This window comes from Pseudomonas sp. B424 (assembly GCF_055408345.1).
On the sequence record NZ_JBUZTL010000018.1, the window covers coordinates 40,648 to 63,543 of the forward strand.

At 58.0% G+C, this 22,896-nt stretch carries 19 protein-coding genes and 1 other RNA gene; 10 read left to right on the forward strand and 10 right to left on the reverse strand.

The features are described 5' to 3' along the window. Nucleotides 1-171 precede the first annotated feature (171 nt). The 7 genes from ssrA to ACZRMS_RS18865 all read right to left on the reverse strand — a co-directional run bounded on the left by ssrA (nucleotide 172) and on the right by ACZRMS_RS18865 (nucleotide 9,480). Nucleotides 172-563, reverse strand: a transfer-messenger RNA (tmRNA) gene (ssrA, locus tag ACZRMS_RS18835). 73 nt (nucleotides 564-636) lie between these two features. After that, nucleotides 637-918, reverse strand: coding sequence for a hypothetical protein (locus tag ACZRMS_RS18840; protein WP_463996537.1), 282 nt, complete (start codon nucleotides 916-918; stop codon nucleotides 637-639). A 973-nt stretch (nucleotides 919-1,891) separates the two neighbouring features. Further along, nucleotides 1,892-4,699 (reverse strand): FAD-binding and (Fe-S)-binding domain-containing protein, encoded by a 2,808-nt coding sequence (locus ACZRMS_RS18845; protein WP_463996538.1) that lies wholly within the window; start codon nucleotides 4,697-4,699, stop codon nucleotides 1,892-1,894. Continuing rightward, nucleotides 4,696-5,367, reverse strand: coding sequence for a LutC/YkgG family protein (locus tag ACZRMS_RS18850; RefSeq protein WP_463996539.1), 672 nt, complete (start codon nucleotides 5,365-5,367; stop codon nucleotides 4,696-4,698). Before ACZRMS_RS18850 ends, ACZRMS_RS18845 begins: the two co-directional genes overlap by 4 nt. Beyond that, nucleotides 5,367-6,824, reverse strand: a complete 1,458-nt coding sequence (locus ACZRMS_RS18855) for a LutB/LldF family L-lactate oxidation iron-sulfur protein (protein ID WP_463996540.1) — start codon at nucleotides 6,822-6,824, stop codon at nucleotides 5,367-5,369. The genes ACZRMS_RS18850 and ACZRMS_RS18855 overlap by 1 nt, the downstream gene beginning before the upstream one ends. Further along, nucleotides 6,821-7,645, reverse strand: coding sequence for a (Fe-S)-binding protein (locus ACZRMS_RS18860; RefSeq protein ID WP_463996541.1), 825 nt, complete (start codon nucleotides 7,643-7,645; stop codon nucleotides 6,821-6,823). Before ACZRMS_RS18860 ends, ACZRMS_RS18855 begins: the two co-directional genes overlap by 4 nt. 140 nt (nucleotides 7,646-7,785) lie before the next feature. Then, nucleotides 7,786-9,480: a lactate permease LctP family transporter gene (locus ACZRMS_RS18865; protein ID WP_463996542.1), complete on the reverse strand. Its 1,695-nt coding sequence runs from the start codon at nucleotides 9,478-9,480 to the stop codon at nucleotides 7,786-7,788. Nucleotides 9,481-9,740: 260 nt separating this feature from the next. Between ACZRMS_RS18865 and ACZRMS_RS18870 the strand changes: the two genes are divergently transcribed. Further along, nucleotides 9,741-10,508: a GntR family transcriptional regulator gene (locus ACZRMS_RS18870; protein ID WP_463996543.1), complete on the forward strand. Its 768-nt coding sequence runs from the start codon at nucleotides 9,741-9,743 to the stop codon at nucleotides 10,506-10,508. Nucleotides 10,509-10,651: 143 nt separating this feature from the next. Here ACZRMS_RS18870 and smpB read toward each other — a convergent pair whose 3' ends face one another. Continuing rightward, on the reverse strand, nucleotides 10,652-11,134 hold the full coding sequence (gene smpB / locus ACZRMS_RS18875) for an SsrA-binding protein SmpB (protein WP_463996586.1): 483 nt from the start codon (nucleotides 11,132-11,134) through the stop codon (nucleotides 10,652-10,654). Nucleotides 11,135-11,251: 117 nt separating this feature from the next. On the opposite strand from smpB, the gene ACZRMS_RS18880 reads away from it, so the two are divergent. Genes ACZRMS_RS18880 through ACZRMS_RS18890 form a run of 3 tightly spaced genes read left to right on the forward strand, consistent with a single transcriptional unit; the run spans nucleotide 11,252 to nucleotide 13,407 of the window. Beyond that, nucleotides 11,252-12,655 carry a sodium-dependent transporter gene (locus tag ACZRMS_RS18880; RefSeq protein ID WP_463996544.1) on the forward strand — a complete coding sequence of 468 codons (1,404 nt, stop codon included), beginning with the start codon at nucleotides 11,252-11,254 and terminating at the stop codon, nucleotides 12,653-12,655. Nucleotides 12,656-12,662: 7 nt separating this feature from the next. Continuing rightward, a complete protein-coding gene (locus ACZRMS_RS18885; protein WP_463996545.1) occupies nucleotides 12,663-13,097 on the forward strand; it encodes a type II toxin-antitoxin system RatA family toxin in 435 nt (144 codons plus the stop codon). Next, nucleotides 13,090-13,407: an RnfH family protein gene (locus ACZRMS_RS18890; RefSeq protein WP_463996546.1), complete on the forward strand. Its 318-nt coding sequence runs from the start codon at nucleotides 13,090-13,092 to the stop codon at nucleotides 13,405-13,407. The genes ACZRMS_RS18885 and ACZRMS_RS18890 overlap by 8 nt, the downstream gene beginning before the upstream one ends. A gap of 57 nt (nucleotides 13,408-13,464) precedes the next feature. Here the strand turns inward: ACZRMS_RS18890 and ACZRMS_RS18895 are convergent, their stop codons facing one another. Continuing rightward, nucleotides 13,465-13,998 carry an outer membrane protein assembly factor BamE gene (locus ACZRMS_RS18895; protein ID WP_463996547.1) on the reverse strand — a complete coding sequence of 178 codons (534 nt, stop codon included), beginning with the start codon at nucleotides 13,996-13,998 and terminating at the stop codon, nucleotides 13,465-13,467. Nucleotides 13,999-14,096: 98 nt separating this feature from the next. On the opposite strand from ACZRMS_RS18895, the gene fur reads away from it, so the two are divergent. Next, nucleotides 14,097-14,510, forward strand: a complete 414-nt coding sequence (gene fur, locus ACZRMS_RS18900; RefSeq protein ID WP_048362124.1) for a ferric iron uptake transcriptional regulator — start codon at nucleotides 14,097-14,099, stop codon at nucleotides 14,508-14,510. Between the two features lie 95 nt (nucleotides 14,511-14,605). Here fur and recN read toward each other — a convergent pair whose 3' ends face one another. Next, nucleotides 14,606-16,288, reverse strand: a complete 1,683-nt coding sequence (gene recN, locus ACZRMS_RS18905) for a DNA repair protein RecN (protein ID WP_463996548.1) — start codon at nucleotides 16,286-16,288, stop codon at nucleotides 14,606-14,608. A gap of 252 nt (nucleotides 16,289-16,540) precedes the next feature. Here recN and grpE point away from each other — a divergent pair, with 252 nt between their 5' ends. The 5 genes from grpE (at nucleotide 16,541) to carA (ending at nucleotide 22,783) form a co-directional block, all read left to right on the forward strand. After that, on the forward strand, nucleotides 16,541-17,107 hold the full coding sequence (gene grpE / locus ACZRMS_RS18910; RefSeq protein WP_463996549.1) for a nucleotide exchange factor GrpE: 567 nt from the start codon (nucleotides 16,541-16,543) through the stop codon (nucleotides 17,105-17,107). 101 nt (nucleotides 17,108-17,208) lie between these two features. Further along, nucleotides 17,209-19,125: a molecular chaperone DnaK gene (gene dnaK, locus ACZRMS_RS18915; RefSeq protein WP_019825894.1), complete on the forward strand. Its 1,917-nt coding sequence runs from the start codon at nucleotides 17,209-17,211 to the stop codon at nucleotides 19,123-19,125. Between the two features lie 320 nt (nucleotides 19,126-19,445). Beyond that, nucleotides 19,446-20,570 (forward strand): molecular chaperone DnaJ, encoded by a 1,125-nt coding sequence (dnaJ, locus tag ACZRMS_RS18920; protein ID WP_463996550.1) that lies wholly within the window; start codon nucleotides 19,446-19,448, stop codon nucleotides 20,568-20,570. A gap of 10 nt (nucleotides 20,571-20,580) precedes the next feature. Then, a complete protein-coding gene (gene dapB / locus ACZRMS_RS18925; RefSeq protein ID WP_463996551.1) occupies nucleotides 20,581-21,387 on the forward strand; it encodes a 4-hydroxy-tetrahydrodipicolinate reductase in 807 nt (268 codons plus the stop codon). A 259-nt stretch (nucleotides 21,388-21,646) separates the two neighbouring features. Next, on the forward strand, nucleotides 21,647-22,783 hold the full coding sequence (carA, locus tag ACZRMS_RS18930) for a glutamine-hydrolyzing carbamoyl-phosphate synthase small subunit (protein ID WP_048362129.1): 1,137 nt from the start codon (nucleotides 21,647-21,649) through the stop codon (nucleotides 22,781-22,783). The last annotated feature ends 113 nt before the right edge of the window (nucleotides 22,784-22,896 follow it).

Below are 22,896 nucleotides of genomic sequence, written 5' to 3' on the forward strand. Positions count from 1 at the left end.
GCTGTTTATGTATTCCAAAAAATAGCAGGTGAGGGCTTGGAATACCACTTGGAATACACGAAATCGTAGATGGACACGGATGCTAGTGGACGCTCGCGGACTCTAAGCCCCTGTATTTACTGGATTTCAAGCACAAAAAAAGACGTCCGTGGACGTCTTTAGATGTTAATTTGGTGGAGCCGGGGGGATTTGAACCCCCGTCCGCCAGTACTCCGCTGTCGGTACTACATGCGTAGCCGTATCTATTAAGTTAACCCTCAGCGACCCGAAGGGCAGGGTGCTTTGGGCGAGTTGTGTAAGTTTTAGCCGCTTCGTCCACAACGTACTGCACGGCGATCCTGTTCTATATGACAATCACTTCAGGTTTACAGGCATCCCCTAGTGATTGCTGGACCCGAAGGTACCAGGAGGATGGCTAAGGCAGCTTACGCTGCGAGAGCTTGACCCTCGTAGGTTTCGTCATTGGCAACTATAGAAAGTTGCAACAGTGGATTTACGAGTTCTGTTACCAACTCGGCATGCACCTAGAGTTTCGCAACCGGCGTCGAATCCTAAACGGCCCCGATGCTTGCTGTGTGTAACCAGCAAGCTTGCGGAGTGTACGCCTTTGTAGCGAAGAAGGCCAACCCAAAGGGGTTACTCACCACCTTTGTTGTTGTCGGCAATATCCTGAAGCGTCTGGGTGGTCAGTGAAATGCAGTTATCAGTGCCTTCTTTCGTGCCTTTGGCTTGTTCGGCCTTGGCTTCTGCGACCCGGCTCTCGACGCTGTCTTGTAAGTCGGAGCTCATTTCTCCAGAACTGACCACGGCGTCCTTGATTTTTTGCAGGTTGATTTGGCAAAGATCTGTTGCCGCAAATACCGGAGAGGCCAACATCACAGCGGAAATAAACAGACCAGCAAGAGCGGTACGCTTCATGGGGAAAACTCCTTGTGCTCATGATAGGCCCGGTGGCTCCGGGCTCGGTTCTATGCCCCAAACATTGGGGCGTCAAGCCAATTGACTATAGCCACGCTCAAAATTTCTGCCTGTAATTGGCCATTATTTATCAAGTTTTTTTGCGCTCGAAAATGGGGCCGCCAGAGCGGGAAATAAGGCATTTCGTACGGCGAGTCCTTTTTCATCTGGCGAGCCTTTCTTGAACATCCCGCTCGCTTCGCTCCTCAGCAGCTACAGGGTTTGTGTATCGCGCAATCTATTGCTTTGCTTTGCTTTTTGATCTGCTCTTGATCTACCTGCCCCTTCGGGAGGCCGAGTGGAGGTTCTGCGCAGTGGGCCTCCCGGCATGGATGCCGGGAGAGCCGTGCTGGGCCAAGGATGGCCCGTCACGGCGTGCCCACGGAGCGGGACCGGAGCGAGGGACACCTGAGCGCAGCGAAGGCCGTACGCCGGGGCAAGGCCTTTTTGGGTACTTTTGTGGCTGTTTGACAAAAGTGCCTCGCCGTAAGGGCGAAACCCGTAGAAAGCCGTGGCGCATCGAATGGATATGTACGCTGTTCAGCTGTTCAATAGCTGCAAAAACAACAGAAACCCCAAGTACATATCCGCCACAAACGCCCAACTGGAATAGGGGCATTCGCGTTGTTTGCACATTCCCCTGGCTACAGCAAAGGCAAAGGCAAAGGCTTGAAACTGCACAACCCCATGTGGGAGCGGGCTTGCTCGCGATGGCATCGGCGCGATTCAACTCAAATACCGCGCCGCTTGCATCGCGAGCAAGCCCGCTCCCACAGAGGAGATGTGCGAGTCTCGCAGATCCCGACACCAAACAGACCGGCCTGCCACCTCGGACGCCTTTGATCCGGCCAAGCCGTTTAGCGAGAAACACTTCGCCAGTGCTTGACCGGGAACAGAGTATCTACAGGGATCTTGAAAGTGCAGATCTCTGCCGTCAGGCCGGTGCGCTGGTCACCCGGTCCACCAGGTAGACCAGCCCGTGGTAATCAATCCCGCCATGTTGGCTCAAGCCAATTTCACAGGTTCGGCTGGTGGAAATCCCTTCGCTGCAATGCTGCACCGCGTCTTTCAGGGTGCGCAGCGAGTGGGCGTTCAACTCGGGCGTGGTGAAGCCTTTGTCGCCGGCAAAACCGCAGCAGTGAATGCCCTCCGGAATCACCACCTCGGTGCTGCACAGGCGCGCGATGTCGATCAGTGCCTGGCTTTCGCCCAGGTGCTGGGTGCTGCAGGTGACATGCACCGCAATCGGTGCGGCTTGTGGGGTGAAGGTCAACTTATCCACAAGGTGGGTGCGGATGAAACGCACCGGGTCGTAGAGGTCGAGGCGGGTTTCGCCCAAGTCTTGCACCAGGCGCAACGTGCACGGGCTGGTGTCGCAGTAGATCGGATCAAGGCCGCCACGGCTGGCATGCAGCAGTGCACCGATCAGTTCCTGGCGCTTGTGTTCGGCCTGTTCGCTATAGCCTTTGGAGGCGAAAGGCTGGCCGCAGCACAGGCTGTCCATGTTGTCGGGGAACACCACTTGGTAGCCGGCTTTTTCCAGCAGGCCGCGGGTTTTGTCCAGCAACGACATCTGTTCTGTGTCGCCTGCCGCCGGGCCCATGACCCGCGACACGCAGGCCGCAAGGTAGACCACCCGGGGGCGGGCATCCTTGACGGGCGGGCTGAAGCGGATCGCCCGTTCCGGCTGCGGCATGGCGTTGGTCCACAATGGCACGCGGCCCTTGCTGGCCTTGGTCAGTGCAGACGAGATTTTCGCCAGGCGCGGCGCCCCCAGCAGCATGCGCGCACCATTGGCCACATGCAGTGTGAAGCGGGCGCCTTGCAGCGTGGTTGCAAAGTGATTACCCAACCAGTCGGCGGTTTTGACGCTGTGGGCGCTGCGGGCACGCAGTTTTTTCACCAGGTCGCCTGTGTTGATGCCCACCGGGCAGCGTTGCGCACATAAACCGGTGGCCGCGCAGGTGTCGATGCCCTGGTAGGCGTAGGCTTTTTCCAGTTCAGTGGTGTCGATGCCCGCGCGTTTTTTAGCCTGAATATCGCGCCAGATCACAATCCGCTGGCGCGGGCTGAGGGTCAGTCCCCTGGACGGGCACACCGGTTCGCAAAAACCGCACTCGATGCACTTGTCCACAATCTCGTCAGCGGCAGGCATCGGCTTGAGGTGTTTGAGATGGATGTGCGGGTCTTCGCTGAGCACCACGTCGGGGTTGAGAATGCCCTGGGGGTCGAGCAAACGCTTGAGTTGCCACATCAACCGGTAGGCGTCGCTGCCCCATTCCAGTTCCACAAAGGGTGCCATGTTACGCCCGGTGCCGTGTTCGGCCTTGAGCGAGCCGCCGAATTCCACGGCCACGAGTTGCGCCACGTCATCCATAAAGGCCTGGTAGCGCGCCACTTCTTCGGGGTTGTTGAAACCCTGGGTGAAGACAAAGTGCAGGTTGCCCTCCAGGGCGTGGCCGAACAGGATCGCTTCGTCGTAGTGGTGCTTGTCGAACAGTTCGATCAGGCGGTTGACGCCGATGGCCAGTTGTTCGACCGGGAAGGTCACGTCTTCGATGATCACCGTGGTGCCGGTTTTACGCACGGCACCGACGGCCGGGAAGGTGTCTTTGCGGATCGCCCACAGCTTGGCGTTCTCTTTAGGGTCTTCGGTGAAGTCGACTTGTTTCTCCACCGGGAAAGCCGACAGCGAGGCCATGATTTGCGCCAGTTGCTCGTGCAGCAAAGTCTGGGATGCGGCGCGGGATTCGATCAGCAGCGCGCAGGCATTGCCCGACAGTTGTTGTACGAAAGCCGGCATGCCGGGCTTTTCCTGCACCGAGCGCAGGCTGCGGCGGTCCAGCAGTTCAACGGCCGACACGGGTTGGCTTTTGAGTACGGTGACGGCGTTGCAGCAGGTTTCAACGTCCGGGAAAACGATGAGGGCCGAGGCTTTGTTCGGATGGTCGATCACGGTGTCGTAGGTGACGGCGCTGATAAACCCCAGGGTGCCCTCGCTGCCCACCAGCAAGTGGCTGAGGATATCCAGCGGGTCGTCGAAATCCACCAGGGCGTTGAGTGACAGGCCAGTGGTGTTTTTCAGGCGGTATTTGTGGCGAATTTTGGCAGCCAGTTCGGCATTGGCGCGGGTCTCTCGGGCCAATGTCGCCAGTTGCTCGAGCAATGGCCCGTGGCTTTGGCGAAAGGCGGCGATGTTGGCCGCGTCTTCGGTATCGACCCGGGTGCCATCGGCCAGCACCACGCGCAGGCCGGCCAGGGTGTGGTAGGTGTTCTGCGCGGTACCGCAGCACATGCCGCTGGCGTTGTTGGCGACAATGCCGCCAATTTTGCAGGCGTTGATCGAGGCCGGGTCGGGGCCGATCTTGCGTCCGAACGGAGCCAGCCAGGCGTTGGCTTGTGCGCCGATCACGCCGGGTTGCAAGCGGATTTGCGTGCCCTGCCCGCGAATCTCCTTGGCGTTCCAGTTATCCCCGAGCACGATCAGCACCGAGTCGCTGATGGCCTGGCCGGACAAGCTGGTGCCGGCGGCGCGGAAGGTGACGGGCACCTGATCGCGGCGGGCCAGGCGCAGCAGTTCGACCACTTCGTCTTCGGATTCCACGCGAATCACCAGCTTTGGAATCAGCCGGTAAAAGCTCGCATCAGTGCCAAAAGCCAAGGTGGAGAGCGGGTCGTCGAAACGGCGGTCTTGGGGGATCAGCCGTTGGGCATCGCGCACAAAGGCGGCGGGCAGGCTCATGCATCCTCCAGAATCAGCACGATCAAGTCTTTCGGGCCATGGGCGCCGTAGGCCAGCACTTGCTCGATGTCGGCGGTTTTCGACGGGCCGGACACCAGCAGAGCATTGGTCGGCATGCCGGCGGCCCAGTTCATGTCGCGCTGTACCTGATAGAAGTTGTCGCGAATTTCGCTGGCCTTGAGCAGGGCGAAATGCACCGGTGGCACCAGGCTCATCAGTCGCGGCTCTTCGGGGGTCGGCCACATGATCAGGCTGCCGGTGGCGGCAATCGCGCCCAGGGTGGTGGTCAGGCTGGCCGGGGTGTCGTCAAACAGTTCGGTTTTCCATTCTTCCACCGGGCGGTCGTAGGCTTTGAGTGTCGGCAGCGCAGGATTTTGCGCCCAATGCGCGGTTACTTTTTGCCCGTGGGCTGTGGTCGGGGCGATCAGCAAACTGGGCAGTTGACGGTCGGTGACCAATTGCGCCAACAGCGCGGGCCAGTCTTGCTCAGTGCTGAGATGGATTTCGGTGTGTACCGCTTCCATCAACTTGCGCAGTTGCGGGATGCGTTGCTCTGGAGTGTAGGACCAGGGCTCCGTCACCAGCACTTCGTCGAAGTTGTCAGGCACGGGTGTGGTGCCCGTGAGGCTATTGCGCAATTTGTTGAGGATATTTTGTCTAGCGCTCATCACTGGTCTCCCGACTTTTTTGCCAAATGCTCGCGGGCCATATCGTGCAGCGAACGGGCAGCGGGTTTGGGGGCGCTGTGGTTTTGTGTCCACGGGCCGACATTGCTCGGCGTGAGCCCGCGCAGGCGGGTGGCGGCCTTGAGGAATACGCGGTACAGGGCAGGGGAGCTGTTGAGCCTGGCCCACATGTTCCAGATCAGGCGTTCCTTGCGTGAGTACTTGCTGCCCTGGCCGCGCATGATGCGGGGCGAGGTATCGGGCGCTTTGACGTTCTCTTCGCGCAGACGGCGCAGCAGGGCCGGGATCGGAATTTTTACCGGGCACACTTCACCACAGGCACCGCACAGCGACGAGGCGCTGGGGTGGTCCGGCACTTTGGCCAGGCCGACCATGTGCGGTGTGATGATTGCGCCAATCGGACCGGGGTAGACCTCGCCGTAGGCATGGCCGCCAATGCGGGTGTAAACCGGGCAGTGGTTCATGCAGGCACCGCAGCGAATGCAGTTCAGTGTCTGGCGCAGTTCGCTGTCGGCAAAGGCCTGGCTGCGGCCGTTGTCGAGCAGCACCAGATGCACCTCTTCAGGGCCGTCCAGCTCGCCGGGCTTGCGTGGGCCGGAGATCATGTTGACGTAGGTGGTGATCGGCTGGCCAAGGGCCGAACGGGTCAGCAGCGATACCAGCGGTACAACGTCGCGCAGGTTCTCGACGACTTTCTCTATCCCGGTGACGGCAATGTGCACGGGCGGCACGGTGGTGGACATACGGCCGTTGCCTTCGTTTTCCACCAGCAGCAGGGTGCCGGTCTCGGCAACGGCGAAGTTGACACCGGACACGCCGATATCGGCCTCGAAGAATTTTTGGCGCAGCACGCGACGACCGATCTGGATCAGTTGGTCCACGTCTTTGGTGTAATCAACGCCGAGCTTTTCGTGGAACAAGTCGGCCACTTGCCCGGCGTTCTTGTGGATAGCGGGCATGATGATGTGGGATGGTTTTTCGTTGTCGAGCTGAACGATGTACTCGCCCATGTCGGACTCAAGGCATTCAATGCCTTGGGCGCCGAGCACGTGGTTCATCTCCATCTCTTCGCTGACCATCGACTTGCCTTTGATCACTTGCTTGGCCGAACGGCGGCGAGCAATCGACATGACGATTTCATTGGCCTGGTCGACGGTTTCAGCCCAGTGCACCTGCACGCCGTTGCGGGTCAGGTTGGCCTCCAGTCGTTCCAGCAGGTCGGGCAGTTTGGACAGGGCGCGGGCGCGGATGGCGTTGCCCAGGGCGCGCAAGTGTTCACGCTCGTGGGCGTCGCTGAAGGCCACGGCGCGTTTGGTCATCAGCGAGTCCATGGCGCTGCGGAAGTTGTTCCGCAGTTGCGGGTCAGCCAGGGCTTCGTGGGCGCGCTCGCGGAAGTCTTCTTCCACCGCAACAGTGGGGATCAGTGTGCTGGCGCTCATTGTTCACCTCCGGTGCGCTGCCACAGGAAACTGGCCAGATGCTGGCCGCGCAGGGCTTTTTTCTGTTTTTCCAGCGAGCCGTTGATGTTCATCAGGCAGCCGCAGTCGGCGGTGAGCACCTGATGTGCGCCGGTTTCAATCAGGGAGCGGGTTTTGTCGGCGACCATGGCGCCGGAAATGTCGGGCATTCGTACGCTGAATGTCCCACCAAAACCGCAGCATTCACTTTCGTGGCTGTGGTCGATACGTTCCACATTGCTCAGTTGCGCCAGCATTTCGCGGCCATGCAGGTGGGTGTTCATCTCGCGTCGTGCGGAGCAGGAGGTGTGCAGGGCGACCTTGACGGGGGCGCCGTGGTCCTTGAATTGGACCTTGCACACAAACAGCAGGAATTCGGTGAGTTCAAAGGTGCGTTCGGCCAGGGCGTGAACCTTTTTCAGGGTCTCGGGCTCGTCCTTGAACAGGTCTTCGTAGTGTTCGCGCAACATGCCGGCGCAGGAACCGGACGGCACGACTACCGGGTAGTCTTCGGCGAACAGCGCAAGCTGTGAACGGGCGACTGCACGTGCCTGATCGGTGTAGCCCGAAGTGTAGGCCGGTTGCCCGCAGCAGCTTTGGCCCTGGGGGTAGTCAACCGCGATGCCTTCGCGCTCGATCAGGTGAATGGCGTCCATCCCGGCTTCGGGGAAGAACAGGTCGACCACGCAGGTGCCAAACAGGTAAACCTTGCGCGGTTTGTGCGTGGGATATTGGCGCGGGGTTGGCAGGGGTGGGGCGACGCGGGTCGCATTAGGCACGGCATTGTAAAAAAGCTCGCTCATCAGGCGTCTCCGGGTGGTCCCGGTTATGTGTCCACGCGAGCGGCTGAAACCTTCCTCAGCCGCCGGGTAGACCGGGTTTTGAATGATTGGCGCCGGCATGTAGGCCGGCGCCTTTTATCGTGCAGTAACCATAGTCCTTATCAGTGCACCAGCATGCCGGTGAACCAGTAGGCCTGAGCCAGTGTGATCAGGCCGACGATGGTGGCGAAGAACAGGCTGTGTTTCAGGGTGAAGCGGAACAGGTCGGATTCTTTACCCACCAGACCGGTAGCCGCACAGGCCACGGCGATCGATTGCGGGGAAATCATTTTGCCGGTTACGCCGCCACTGGTGTTGGCCGCGACCATGAGTACGTCGCTGACGCCGATCTGGTGCGCGGTGGTGGCTTGCAACGAACTGAACAGGGCGTTGGACGAGGTGTCCGAGCCGGTCAGGAACACGCCCAGCCAGCCGAGGAACGGCGAGAAGAACGGGAACGCTGCGCCTGTGCCGGCCAGTACCAGGGCCATGGTGGATGACATGCCCGAGTAGTTGGTAACGAAGGCGAAAGCCAGCACCATGCCGATGGAGAGGATCGGCCAGCGCAGTTCGAACAGGGTTTCTTTTAAAGTGGTCAGACCAGTCTTGATGTCGATTTTCAGAATCAGCATGGAAATCAGTGCCGAGAAGAAAATCGCGGTACCGGTGGCCGAAATCGGATCAAGTTTGAACACGGCGGCAATCGCCGTGGGTGCGTTCACGATCGGTGCGGTTTTGATGACCAGTTGATCGAGATGCGGGATCGCGAAATTGAATACCCAGCCGTACATCGCTCCGCCCGCTGAGAACAGGGCCTTGAACGGTTTGAGGGTCCAGATGGTGACCAGTACGGTCAGGATCAGGAACGGGGACCAGGCTTTCAGAATCTGCAGCAGGCTGTAGGGCGAAGCCATGAGGTTGGTTGGTTTGCCGAAACCTCCGGCGCTGGCGGTCACTGTTACGTCCGAGCTTACGCCTGCGATCTGTGCGCCTGCGGTGCGTTTAGGCTGCCAGATTTTGAGGAACAGGGTCAGGCTGATCAGGCTGGCCAGGGCCGAGGTGATGTCTGGCAGTTCCGGGCCTATGTAGTTCGAGGTGAAGTACTGAGTAATGGCAAAGCTCAAACCAGCCACCAGCGCTGCCGGCCAGGTCTCACGCACGCCACGCAGGCCGTCCATCATGAACACCAGCCAGAACGGCACGAATAGCGACAGCAGCGGCAGTTGGCGGCCGGCCATGGCGCCGATCTTGAATGAGTCGATGCCGGTGACTTGGCCAGCCACGATGATCGGGATGCCGAGGGCGCCGAATGCGACGGGCGCGGTGTTGGCGATCAGGCACAGGCCTGCAGCGTACAGCGGGTTAAAACCCAGGCCTACAAGCAGTGCGGCAGTAATCGCTACCGGCGCACCGAAACCGGCTGCACCTTCAAGGAATGCACCGAAGCAGAAACCGATCAGTAGTACCTGCAGACGCTGGTCGTCAGTGATCGACAGTACCGAGCTGCGGATGATTTCGAACTGGCCGCTTTTGACGGTCAGTTTGTAGAGGAATACGGCGGCGACGATGATCCAGGCAATCGGCCACAGGCCGTAGGCAAAGCCATAACCCGCTGCTGCGAAGGCCATGTCGACAGGCATCTGGAAGGCAAAGATGGCCACCACAATCGACAGGGCCAGGGTGATAGCGCCGGCGACGTGCCCTTTGAGGCGGAAGACGGCCAGGGCCAGGAAGAAGAACACGATCGGGATAACGGCCGCGAATGCGGACAGGCCGAGGCTGCCGAGCGGACTGTAGAGCTGTTGCCAGGTTTGCATATGGGGTGGCCCCTAATTGTTATTGGTTGATGCCGCTGATTGTTTTTGGGTAATTGGTATTACCAATTTACAATCGCTGTTGGCTAGGTTAAAAGCCTTATGCGGTATGTGTCAATTTGCCGCCTCTAAATCTTTGGTCGAGGTGTTCGTCGCCCGGGCATCTGATGGGGTTATGGGCGGTGTTTCTGATGGGTGTGTGGAGTGCGCCAATCGGCGAGAATAGAGGGCCCGGCGTGTGGTCGGGAGGGTGGAGAGCAGTTATGGGGTTTGATCAAATCCGTCAGCGCCGTTTGTCGGACGATATTGTCGAGCAGCTTGAGGGCATGATCCTTGAAGGCACGTTGAAGTCGGGCGAGCGCTTGCCGGCCGAGCGTGCACTGGCCGAGCAGTTTGGAGTGTCGCGCCCTTCGTTGCGTGAGGCGATCCAGAAGTTGTCAGCCAAGGGCTTGCTGGTCAGCCGCCAGGGCGGTGGCAATTATGTGGCGACATCACTGGGTTCGACCTTCAGTGATCCCTTGCTGCAACTGCTGGAAAGCAACCCCGAAGCGCAGCGCGACCTGCTTGAATTCCGCCACACGCTTGAGGCGTCATGCGCTTTTTACGCGGCATCGCGGGCCACCGAGATGGATCGGGAGCGGCTGCGTTTGGCCTTTGAGCGGTTGCAGGATTGTTATGCACGGGTGGGTGAAGTCAGCCGCGCAGAAGAGGGGGAGGCGGATGCGAATTTCCATCTGGCCATCGCCGAGGCGAGCCATAACGCGGTGTTGCTGCACACGATTCGCGGGTTATTTGACCTGCTCAAGCGCAACGTGGTGACGAACATCGGCGGTATGTACAAACAGCGCAGCGAAACGCGTGACATGCTGATCAGTCAGCACCGCGAGTTGTATCTGGCGATTATCGAAGGGCGCGCAGAGGATGCGCGGGAAGTTGCGAGCCGCCATCTGGTGTATGTGCAGGAGGTGTTGGAGGAGGTGCGTCAGGAAGTGCAGCGCATGGCGCGGGCAGAGCGCCGCAATGGGTTATAAAAAATAATGCATCACATGTGGGAGCGGCGGTGCGACTTGCTCGCGATTCAGGCAACTCGGTGTGTCAGGCATACCGGGTTGATTCCATCGCGAGCAAGTCGAATCGATGCACCGCTCCTCCCACAAGTGCAAGGGCTGAGGAACTAGTCGTCCTTGCCCTTGTTTCGCACCGCGCGCTGCAGTTCGCGATCGGAATCGCGCTCGCGCTCGGTATGGCGCTTGTCGTATTCCTTCTTGCCTTTACCCAGGGCAATTTCGCACTTGATCAAGTGCTTGCTCCAGTAAAGCGAGAGGCAGACGCAGGCGTAACCCTTCTGCTGCACGGCGGCAAACAGCTTTTCCAGCTCGCGCTGGTTAAGCAGCAGTTTGCGGCTGCGCGTCGGGTCGGCGATAACATGGGTGCTGGCTGTCGTCAGGGGCGAGATATGGCTGCCAAGCAACCATGCTTCTCCATCCTTGAGTAGCACGTAGCTGTCGACCAGCTGTGCCTTGCCTGCACGCAGACTTTTTACTTCCCAGCCGGCCAGGACCAGACCAGCCTCGAACCGATGTTCGATGAAGTAATCGTGTCGCGCTTTTTTATTCTGCGCGATGGTCCCTGTGGGGTGTTTCTTCTGTTTAGCCATAGGGGCGGCATTATAGGCAGTTGCGAGCGTGTCGGCTATGGGCACCTGCGTGCTTGAGCACGCAGGTTGATTCCCGGACAATGCGCCCTCTTTTTTTAGTGGTTGGGCGTAGTAACGATGTCGACAGACAAGGTTTCTGTCCACGGCAGTTGGGCAAGCCGTTGGGTCTTTATTCTCGCTGCGACCGGTTCTGCCGTGGGTTTGGGCAGTATCTGGAAATTCCCCTACATGGTCGGCGTCTATGGTGGCGGCGCTTTTGTGTTGGTGTTTTTGGCGTGTATCGCGCTGATCGGTGTGCCGGTGATGCTGGCTGAAACCCTTATCGGCCGGCGTGCGCGGCTCAGCCCGGCGAATGCCTTGAAGGTGTTGGCGGTCGAGGCGGGGCATTCGGCACGTTGGTCGTGGGGGGCGTTTGCCGGGATGATCACGGCGTTGCTGATTTTATCTTTCTATAGCGTGGTGGGCGGCTGGTCGCTGGATTACATCATCAATATGGGCAAGGGCGATTTTCAGGGGGCGACGGCCGATGAGGTCGGTGCGTATTTTGGCGGGGTCATTTCGGACCCTTGGCGCCTCACTTTTTGGCACACCGGGTTTATGTTGTTGTCCGCATTTGTGATCGCCAGGGGCGTAGTGGCGGGGCTTGAGCGCAGTTTGCGGATCATGATGCCGATTCTGTTTGTGCTGTTGCTGGTGTTGCTGGGTTACAGCATGACCACCGGGCACTTTATGGAAGGCGTGCATTTCATGTTCGACTTCAACCCCGACCGCGTACTCGACGGTGTGCTGGCTGCGATGGGGCATGCGTTCTTTTCGCTGAGCGTCGGCGTGGGCTCGATCATGATCTATGGCGCCTACATGCCCAAGAATGCATCGATCTCCGGGACGGTGGTGGGGGTGGCACTGATTGACACTTTTGTCTCATTGCTGGCCGGGCTGGCATTGTTTCCAATTGTCTTCGCGTCGGGTTTGAACCCCAGTGAGGGGCCGGGCCTGATGTTTGTGACCTTGCCGTTTGCTTTTGGCAATGTGGCATTCGGTCAGTTGATGGGCGTGGTGTTCTTTATTCTGGTGGCCGTGGCGGCCTGGAGTTCGGCCATTTCGTTGCTTGAACCGATGGTGGCGTATCTGGTGGAACGCACCAAAGTGCGACGGTTGTGGGTCACGTTCTGGCTGGCGTTCAGCTGCTGGTTTGTCGGTCTGGGCACAGTCTTTTCGTTCAATATCTGGAAGCAGGCCAAGTTTTTCGTAAATGAAGGCTCAGGCTTTCACTTCTATCAGTGGGGCGCTGCCGGCGGTCTGGACTTCTTTGGTGTCGTCGATTTCTTCACCTCGCGTATCATGTTGCCTTTGGGTGGGCTGTGCTTTGTGGTCTTTGCAGGCTGGATCATGGGGCGCGGTGCGGTTCGCGACGAGTTGTCGATGCGCAGCCCGGTAATGTTCGCCCTGACTCTTTTTTTGATGCGCTATGTGGCGCCACTCGGCATTCTGATTGTGTTTGCCGCCCAGCTGTGGAAGTAACGCTGACATGACTACCCATATCCAACGCTCGGCCTTGTTGCCTTACCCGGCGCAAGCGCTTTATGACCTGGTCAACGATGTTGCGAGCTACCCGCAATTTTTGCCGTGGTGTTCGTCTGCTGAAATCCTGGAAAACACCGAGGTGCTGATGCGCGCCAGTCTGGGGGTAGCAAAGGGCGGCTTGAGCCAGCACTTCGTAACCCGCAATACGCTGGTGCCGGGGCAGTCCATTGAAATGAACCTTGAAGAAGGCCCGTTTACCAAGCTGCACGGCGTATGGGTGTTCAAACCGCTGGGCGAAAAGGCCTGCAAGATCAGCCTGGACATGACCTTCGATTACGCCGGGGCCATTGTCAAAGCAACCCTGGGGCCGTTGTTCAATCAGGCGGCCAATACGCTGGTGGATGCATTTTGTCAGCGAGCCAAGCAGCTGTATGGCTGAGCCCATGATTGATATCGAGGTGGTCTATGCCGCTGTCGAGCGCCAGCGGCTGCTGAGCCTGACAGTGCCGGAAGGCACGACGGTACGGGCGGCGGTATTGGCGTCGGGCATCGGTGGTGAGTTCCCCGAGCTTGATCTGGCCAGTTGCCCGGTGGGGATTTTCGGCAAACAGGTGATGGCGCCTGAAGCTCGAGTTCTGCAGGCGGGTGATCGCATCGAAATCTATCGTCCGTTGCTGGCCGATCCTAAAGAGATTCGCCGTCAGCGTGCGGCTAAAGCTGCCGAAGCCAAGCGCCTGAGCCAGCCCTGATCGCTATATCGCAGACAACAAAAAGCCCGGCATGCCGGGCTTTTTTGTGCCGAACGTTTATTGTTCGGTGGTATCCAGAGGTTCTGGCGTAGGTACCGGTACGGTTTCAACACCGTCTACGTCTTTCTGGATTTGATCAAGCAGCGAGCCAGGTTTGGCTGGTGTTTCTTTCTTCTCGGCTGGAGCCTGAACTGGAGCGTCCGGTGCGGTCACGTCTGTGCCACCGGTTTTGCCGAGAATGGCTTCGTCGCGGCTTACGCCAGGCTTGAAATCGCCCGACAAGCTTACGAGTTGGTCGTTTTGGTTGAAGAACACGCTCACGCGTTCTTGTTGGCGCTCACCGCCACCGGGCTGCAGGCTATACAGATAGTCCCAGCGATCCGGGTGGAAAGTGTCAGTCAACAGGGCGTTGCCCATAATAAACCGCACTTGCCGACGGGTCATTCCCGGGCGTAACTGGTTTATCATGTCCTGTGTGACGACATTGCCCTGTTGGATGTCGATTTTGTAAACCCCGGGGAATGAACAACCGGCGAGTGCGAGCAGTCCCACAAAGGTGAAACTGGTTAGCAAGAGCTTGGTGTTTTGCATCGGTGGGCGACTTCCACTATCTTGGCTGGGACAACGTAAACGCCGATCATACCCGTATTAAGAGGAGCTGCGAAGCAGCTTCCGCGAGAAAGCTAACCATGGTTGAAAATAGCGAACTACGTAAGGCCGGACTTAAGGTGACTCTGCCACGAGTCAAAATTCTACAGATGCTTGACTCTGCCGAGCAGCGTCACATGAGCGCCGAGGATGTTTACAAGGCACTTATGCAGGCAGGCGAAGACGTCGGGCTGGCCACGGTTTACCGTGTTCTGACCCAGTTCGAGTCAGCGGGGCTGGTGATTCGCCATAATTTCGATGGCGGTCATGCGGTCTTTGAGTTGGCTGATGCCGATGGTGGCCACCACGACCATATGGTCAACGTGGACAGCGGTGAAGTGATCGAGTTTTTCGACGAGGACATCGAAAAACTGCAGCACGCCATTGCAGCCAAGCACGGTGTTGAGTTGGTGGATCACAACTTGGTGTTGTACGTGCGCAAGAAAGTTAAATAAGCATGTCGCGCGAATTACGGTTCGCGAAACGATCGAAGGCGGCCCAAGGGCCGCCTTCGTGCTTTCTGAAATCGGTTTTGAGTGACCGTTCGTCGCTAAGCTGCCTGGCTTTTTGCCGTGACGACCATTTTTTTGGCGTGTGCCAATGATTCTTTAGTCAGATCGATGCCTCCGAGCATGCGGGCGACTTCTTCTACGCGTTCTTTTTTGCTCAGTTTCGACACGGCTGTGCGCGTGGTTTCGCTCTCGCGAACCTTGTGTACGAAGAGGTGCTGATGGCATTGCGCAGCCACTTGCGGCAAGTGAGTGACGGTCAACACCTGGCCTCGTTCGCCCAGGCGGCGCAGTAGCTGCCCCACGATTTCAGCTGTCGGCCCGCCAATCCCGACGTCCACTTCGTCGAATACCAGAGTCGGCACGCGGGAAGTTTGTGCAGTGATGACCTGAATGGCCAGGCTGATACGCGACAGTTCACCGCCAGAGGCCACCTTGGCCAGGGCTTTGAGTGGTTGGCCGGGGTTGGCACTTACCAGCAGTTCGACCTGCTCCAGGCCGTGGGGCATCGGGTCACTGCTGCTCTGTGGACGCAGTTCGATCATGAAGCGCCCGCCTGGCATGCCCAGGCGCTGGATTTCTTCTTCTACTGCGCTGCTCAGGCGTGTTGCGCCCTGACTGCGCAGGTTGCTGAGTTCGCGTGCGCACTCTTGATAGTGGCGGGCATAAGCCCCCAGTTCATTGGCCAGGCGTTCGATGGTTTCATCGTTGGCGTTCAGGGTTTCAAGTTCATCCAGCAGCTTTTGCTGCAGCGCGGCCACTTCGGTGGGCTGCACCCGGTGTTTGCGCGCCAGGGTATAGATGGTATCGAGCCGCTCTTCGAGGTACTGCAGGCGGCCCGGGTCCGCATCAAAGTGATCGATGAAGCGGTTGAGCTCACCCACCGCTTCTTCGACCTGAATCTGTGCGCTGGCCAGCAGGTCGGTTGCTTCACCCAGTGAGCCCGAGTTGCTGTTGATGCTCGAAAGGCGGTTCAGGCTGGCTGTCAGCGCATTAAGCACGTTGCCGGAGTCGCTTTCGCTACACTGTTCGACCACCTGGCGGCAGATGGTCAGCAGGGTTTCGGCGTTGGTCAGGTTTTTGTGTTCCTGCTCCAGCTCCTCCAGTTCGTTTTCGCCCAGGGAAAGGGTTTCAAGCTCTTCGAGCTGGTAGCTCAGCAACTGATGACGTGCGCGCTGTTCATCGCCGGAGTTGGACAGGTGCTCTAGCTCTTGTCGGGTCTGGCGCCAGCGTTGTGCAGCGAGCTGAACCTGGCGTGCAAGATCCGTGGCACCGGCAAATTCGTCGAGCAGGCGGCGGTGAGTGTCGGGCTTTAGCAGTGACTGGTGTTCGTGCTGGCTGTGGATATCAATCAGCAGCTCACCCAGGGCTTTCAAGTCGCCTTGAGGGCAGGGGGTGCCGTTGATGTAGCTGCGCGAGCGCCCTTCGGCGGTGATGACCCGGCGCAAGATGCACGGGCCGTCGCCTTCCAGGTCGCGCTCGGCCAGCCAGGCCCGGGCTTCGGGAATGTGTTGCAGGTCGAAGGTGGCCAGGATGTCGGCCTTGTCGGCTCCGGGGCGTACCACACCGCTGTCGGCACGATCGCCGAGGGCCAGGCCCAGCGCATCGAGCATGATCGATTTGCCGGCGCCGGTTTCGCCAGTGATTACGCTCATCCCGCGATCGAGCTCAAGATCGAGATGTTCAACGATGGCGTAGTTATGTACGGACAGGTGCACCAGCATGGGAGCCGCTCCAAAACGTAATGTCTGGTTATTTATACAGTGTTTTGTTTCGTGCTGACAATGGCTGTGCTTAGTTCGATTTGCTTGTTTTTTTAGGTTTTTTAGCTCGTTTTAGTTTTTTTACAGCCAGGGCGTTGATGTTCAAACATGTCTTTTCTGGTTTTTTGGCTCTTGAACCTGAGAATTGCGACCCCATATACCTTGGCAGAAGCGCGAGTCGAGCTCGCGGACGATGTTTGAAAGGAGAAATCTATGGCAGACGAACAGACTATGGATACGCAGAACCAGGAAGCTAATCAGGCCGCCGATGTCGCAGGTGAGGATCTGGCAGCCCGAGTGCAGGTGCTTGAAGAGCAACTGGCCGCCGCCAACGATCAGGCTCTGCGCGTAGCTGCCGATCTGCAGAATGTTCGCCGTCGTGCCGAGCAGGATGTTGAGAAGGCGCATAAGTTTGCGTTGGAAAAATTCGCTGGCGACCTGTTGCCGGTGATCGACAGCCTGGAGCGCGGTCTTGAACTTTCCAGCCCGGACGACGAAAACATTCGCCCAATGCGTGAAGGGATCGAACTGACCCTGAAAATGTTCCAGGACACCCTGAAGCGTTATCAGCTGGAAGCGATCGATCCACATGGCGAACCCTTCAATGCCGAGCATCATCAAGCGATGGCAATGCAGGAAAGCGCTGACCTGGAGCCAAACAGTGTGCTCAAGGTGTTTCAAAAAGGTTATCAGCTCAATGGTCGCTTGCTGCGCCCGGCTATGGTCGTAGTCAGCAAGGCGCCAGCGCCGGTTTCGCCATCGATTGACGAACAGGCTTGAAATCGGCCGCAAGGCCCCCATTTAGAAGTCAAGCGTTTAAGTAATGCCGCAGTTGGTCATCACTGCTGCGGCAAAAAAATTCAAATTTAGGGAGAGTAAACATGGGCAGAATTATCGGTATTGACCTCGGGACCACCAACTCGTGTGTTTCGGTTCTTGAAAACGGTAAAGCTAAAGTTATCGAAAACGCAGAAGGCGCGCGTACTACGCCGTCGATCGTTGCGTACGCCAACGATGGCGAAATCCTGGTTGGCCAGTCGGCCAAGCGTCAGGCAGTGACCAATCCGCATAACACCCTGTACGCGGTGAAGCGTTTGATCGGTCGTCGTTTTGACGAAGAAGTTGTGCAGAAAGACATTCAGATGGTTCCGTACAAGATCGCCAAGGCTGACAACGGCGACGCTTGGGTTGAAGTGAACGGCCAGAAAATGGCTCCGCCACAAATCTCGGCTGAAATTCTGAAGAAAATGAAGAAAACCGCCGAAGACTACCTCGGCGAGCCAGTGACTGAAGCGGTTATCACCGTTCCGGCCTACTTCAACGACAGCCAGCGTCAGGCGACCAAAGACGCCGGACGTATTGCGGGCCTGGACGTAAAACGCATCATCAACGAACCAACCGCAGCTGCTCTGGCTTACGGTATGGACAAAGCGAAAGGCGACCACACTGTCATCGTTTATGACCTGGGTGGCGGTACTTTCGACGTGTCGGTAATTGAAATTGCCGAAGTGGATGGCGAGCACCAGTTTGAAGTGTTGGCGACCAACGGTGACACGTTCCTGGGTGGTGAAGACTTTGACATCCGTCTGATCGACTACCTGGTTGACGAGTTCAAGAAAGAAAGCGGCATGAACCTTAAAGGTGACCCGCTGGCAATGCAGCGTCTGAAAGAAGCTGCTGAAAAAGCCAAGATCGAACTGTCTTCGAGCCAGTCGACTGACGTGAATCTGCCGTACATCACTGCAGATGCAACCGGTCCTAAGCACTTGAACGTGAAGATTTCCCGCGCCAAGCTGGAATCGCTGGTTGAAGACCTGGTTCAGCGCACCATCGAGCCATGCCGTATCGCTCTGAAAGATGCCGGTATCGACGTTGGCGCGATCAACGACGTGATCCTGGTCGGTGGTCAGACTCGCATGCCGCTGGTACAGAAGCTGGTAACCGAGTTCTTCGGCAAGGAAGCACGTAAAGACGTGAACCCGGACGAAGCTGTTGCAATGGGTGCTGCTATCCAGGGCGCAGTATTGGCCGGTGATGTAAAAGACGTTCTGTTGCTGGACGTGAGCCCGCTGACTTTGGGTATCGAAACCATGGGCGGCGTAATGACTGCTCTGATCGAGAAAAACACCACGATTCCTACCAAGAAATCGCAAGTGTTCTCGACTGCTGACGATAACCAGGGCGCAGTGACCATTCACGTGCTGCAAGGCGAGCGCAAGCAAGCCGCTCAGAACAAGTCGTTGGGCAAGTTCGACCTGGCTGACATTCCACCAGCTCCACGTGGCGTGCCTCAGATCGAAGTGACCTTCGACATCGATGCCAACGGCATCCTGCACGTAAGTGCAAAAGACAAGGCGACTGGCAAGTCTCAGTCCATCGTGATCAAGGCTAACTCGGGTCTGTCCGAGGAAGAAATTGCTCAGATGGTGCGTGATGCTGAGATCAACGCCGAAGAAGACCGCAAGTTCGAAGAGCTGGCAGCTGCACGCAACCAGGGCGACGCACTGGTTCACTCGACTCGCAAAATGATCGTCGATGCTGGCGACAAAGTAACCGAGGAAGAGAAAGCTGCAATCGAAGCTGCTGTAGTTGCACTTGAAGCCGCAGTCAAAGGCGACGACAAGGCTGCTATCGAAGCCAAGGTTGAAGAGCTGTCCAAGGTGTCCGCCCCAGTTGCTCAGAAGATGTACGCTGAGCAGGCGAACCCGGCAGACGCAGCGGCCAAGCCAGCTGATTCGGCTGAAAAAGCGGACGACGTTGTCGACGCTGAGTTCGAAGAAGTAAAAGACAACAAGTAATTAGCTTGTTTGTCGGCCGGTTGACCGCACTTTAGCGGTGACTGGTAGGATGTCGCCGCGCGGGAGCTTGCTCCCGCGTTGGCGTGTCTGGAGTAGAAGAATTTTTACAGCATGCGACAAGGTCGAATGCTGGCGGTTTGGTCTGGAACTTTCTTGTTTTCCAGCCAGAAGTAATCGCTCCTGCAGGCCAATGCATTGGCTGTTAAACACAAACCAATATCGTTGAGAAGACGTGAGTCGGGTCTGATCCTTTTCGGGCTTGGCGGGTTTGGCGAGGCTCGGGAGGGTTTTGTCGAACGTCCTTGAGAGTGCAAAGAATTATGGCAAAGCGCGACTATTACGAAATATTGGGTGTTGAACGCACCTCGACTGAGATAGAGCTGAAAAAGGCTTATCGTCGCCTGGCGATGAAGCATCACCCGGACCGCAATCCGGATGACAAGGCCTCGGAAGAAATGTTCAAAGAGGCCAACGAGGCTTACGAAGTTCTGTCGGATTCCAGCAAGCGAGCTGCTTATGATCAATACGGCCATGCCGGTGTTGATCCGCAAATGGGTGGCGGCGGTGCAGGTTTTGGCGGTCAGAACTTCTCCGATATTTTCGGCGACGTGTTCAGCGATTTCTTTGGCGGTGGTCGTGGCGGCTCCCGGGGCGGCGCTCAGCGTGGTAGCGATTTGCGCTATACGCTGGAACTGGACCTGGAAGAGGCTGTGCGCGGTACTACGGTCAATATCCGCGTTCCGACGTTGGTCAATTGCAAGCCGTGTGACGGTTCGGGTGCCAAGAAAGGCTCCTCGCCCGTAACCTGCACAACTTGCGGTGGTATTGGTCAGGTGCGTATGCAGCAGGGTTTCTTCGCTGTGCAACAAACCTGTCCGCGTTGCCATGGGCAGGGCAAGGTCATTTCTGATCCGTGCGACAGCTGCCGTGGCGAAGGTCGCGTCGAAGAGTACAAAACCCTTTCCGTTAAAGTGCCAGCGGGTGTTGATACCGGCGATCGTATCCGTCTTTCGGGCGAAGGCGAGGCGGGCGTGCAGGGTGGGCCAACGGGCGATCTGTACGTGGTGATCGAAGTGCGCGAGCACGCGATTTTCCAGCGCGACGGCAAGCATCTGTTCTGTGAAGTACCCATCAACTTTGCCGATGCTTCGTTGGGTGCCGAGATTGAAGTGCCGACGCTGGATGGTCGGGTCAAGCTGAAGATCCCGGAAGGCACGCAAACCGGCAAGCAGTTCCGTCTGCGTGGGAAGGGTGTGGCCCCGGTACGTGGCGGCGGCGCTGGTGACTTGATGTGCCGTGTGGTGATTGAGACGCCGGTCAAACTCAATCGCCGCCAGCGTGAGCTGATGGAAGAGTTTCGCGCAACACTGGAAGGCGACAGCAGTCACTCGCCTAACGCAACCGGTTGGTTCGAAGGCGTGAAACGCTTCTTTGGCGACCTGTAAGGAGCAGTGCATGCGACGTATAGCTGTGATGGGCGCTGCCGGGCGCATGGGCAAGACATTGATCGATGCGGTGCAACAGCGCTCACCAGTGTGCGGGCTGACGACGGCTATCGTTCGTCCTGGCAGTACGCTGGTGGGGGCTGATGCCGGTGAGCTGGCCTCTATCGGGCGCATCGGTGTGCTGTTGTCGGACAGCTTGCAAGCGGCTTCTGCTGATTTTGACGTGCTGATCGACTTCACCCTGCCTGAAGTGATGCTGAGCAACCTGGCTGTGTGTCGCAAGCTGGGCAAGGCCATGGTGATTGGCACTACAGGCCTGACCGTTGCGCATAAACAGCTGTTGGTCGAGGCGGGCCAGGACATTGCGATTGTCTTTGCTTCCAACTTCAGTGTCGGGGTCAACCTGTCGTTCAAGCTGCTGGACATGGCTGCGCGGGTGATGGGCGATGATGCGGATATCGAAATCATCGAGGCTCATCACCGGCACAAGGTCGACGCACCGTCCGGTACCGCGATGCGCATGGGCGAAGTCATTGCCGATGCGCTGGGCCGTGATCTGCAAAAAGTCGCGGTCTATGGTCGTGAAGGCCATACCGGTGCTCGCGAGCGTGAAACCATCGGTTTCGCCACGGTGCGCGGCGGTGATGTGGTGGGCGATCATACGGTGCTGTTCGCCACTGAAGGCGAGCGGCTCGAAATTACCCACAAGGCATCCAGCCGCATGACCTTTGCCAAGGGCGCTGTTCGTGCTGCGCTTTGGCTGGACGGGCGACAGCCAGGCTTGTATGACATGCAGGATGTGCTCGACCTGCGTTGAGTAACCTCTGTAAAATCGGGCTGTTGGCGCGCCAATAGCCCGATTTTTAACCGCTAAGCGATTTTCTGTCGCATTCCCCTGTCTTTTAGACTCTTTAGCGGTAGACCAAAAAAGCCTTTTTCTGTAAGCTACAGCTTTAGTGTGTCCACTAAAAGCGCGCAGATAATTCGATGAAGAAGCGGGGTGACGTGTCCATACGTCACTCCGCTTTTTTACAACCTGCGATCGCCCTTTCAGGCTTTATTTACGGGAGGTCTTCTTGACTAAGCAAGCCATACTCGCCCTCGCTGATGGCAGCATTTTTCGCGGCGAAGCCATTGGGGCCGACGGTCAAACCGTTGGTGAGGTGGTGTTTAACACCGCAATGACTGGCTACCAGGAGATCCTGACGGATCCTTCCTACGCTCAGCAAATCGTGACCCTGACTTACCCGCATGTTGGCAATACCGGTACTACCCCGGAAGACGCCGAGTCTGATCGTGTCTGGTCCGCAGGTTTGGTAATCCGTGATCTGCCACTGGTTGCCAGCAACTGGCGCAACAAGATGTCGCTGTCTGACTATCTGAAAGCCAACAACGTTGTGGCTATCGCCGGTATCGATACCCGTCGCCTGACTCGCATCCTGCGTGAAAAAGGCGCACAGAACGGCTGCATCATGGCCGGTGACAACATTTCCGATGAGGCCGCCATTGCAGCTGCGCGTGGTTTCCCTGGCCTGAAGGGCATGGATCTGGCGAAAGTCGTCAGCACCGAAAAAGCTTACGAGTGGCGCTCCAGCGTCTGGAACCTTGCCACTGATAGTCACCCGACCATCGAAGCCAGCGAGCTGCCTTACCACGTAGTCGCTTACGACTACGGCGTGAAGTGGAATATCCTGCGCATGCTGGTTGAGCGTGGCTGCCGCGTTACCGTTGTACCGGCACAAACCCCGGCCAGCGATGTACTGGCACTCAACCCGGATGGCGTGTTCCTGTCCAATGGCCCGGGTGATCCTGAGCCTTGCGACTACGCGATTACCGCTATCCAGGAAGTTCTGAAGACCGAGATTCCGGTGTTCGGTATCTGTCTGGGTCACCAGCTGCTGGCTCTGGCCTCTGGCGCAAAGACCGTGAAAATGGGTCATGGCCATCACGGTGCTAACCACCCTGTTCAGGATCTGGACACCGGCGTTGTGATGATCACCAGCCAGAACCACGGTTTTGCGGTAGACGAAGCGACATTGCCAGCCAACGTGCGTGCCATCCACAAGTCGCTGTTCGACGGCACTCTGCAAGGCATCGAACTGACCGACAAGAGCGCTTTCAGCTTCCAGGGCCACCCTGAAGCAAGCCCGGGCCCGAACGACGTTGCACCGCTGTTCGATCGCTTCATCAATGAGATGGCCAAGCGCCGCTGATCAGCTTCCTGCTGTAGCACCCTGTGGAGGCCCCGAATTTCGGTGGCCCCCGGGGTGCTTCAGGAGCCTGATTGACAGCTTGCCGACTGACCTGCGGATTTGAGTGACAAACC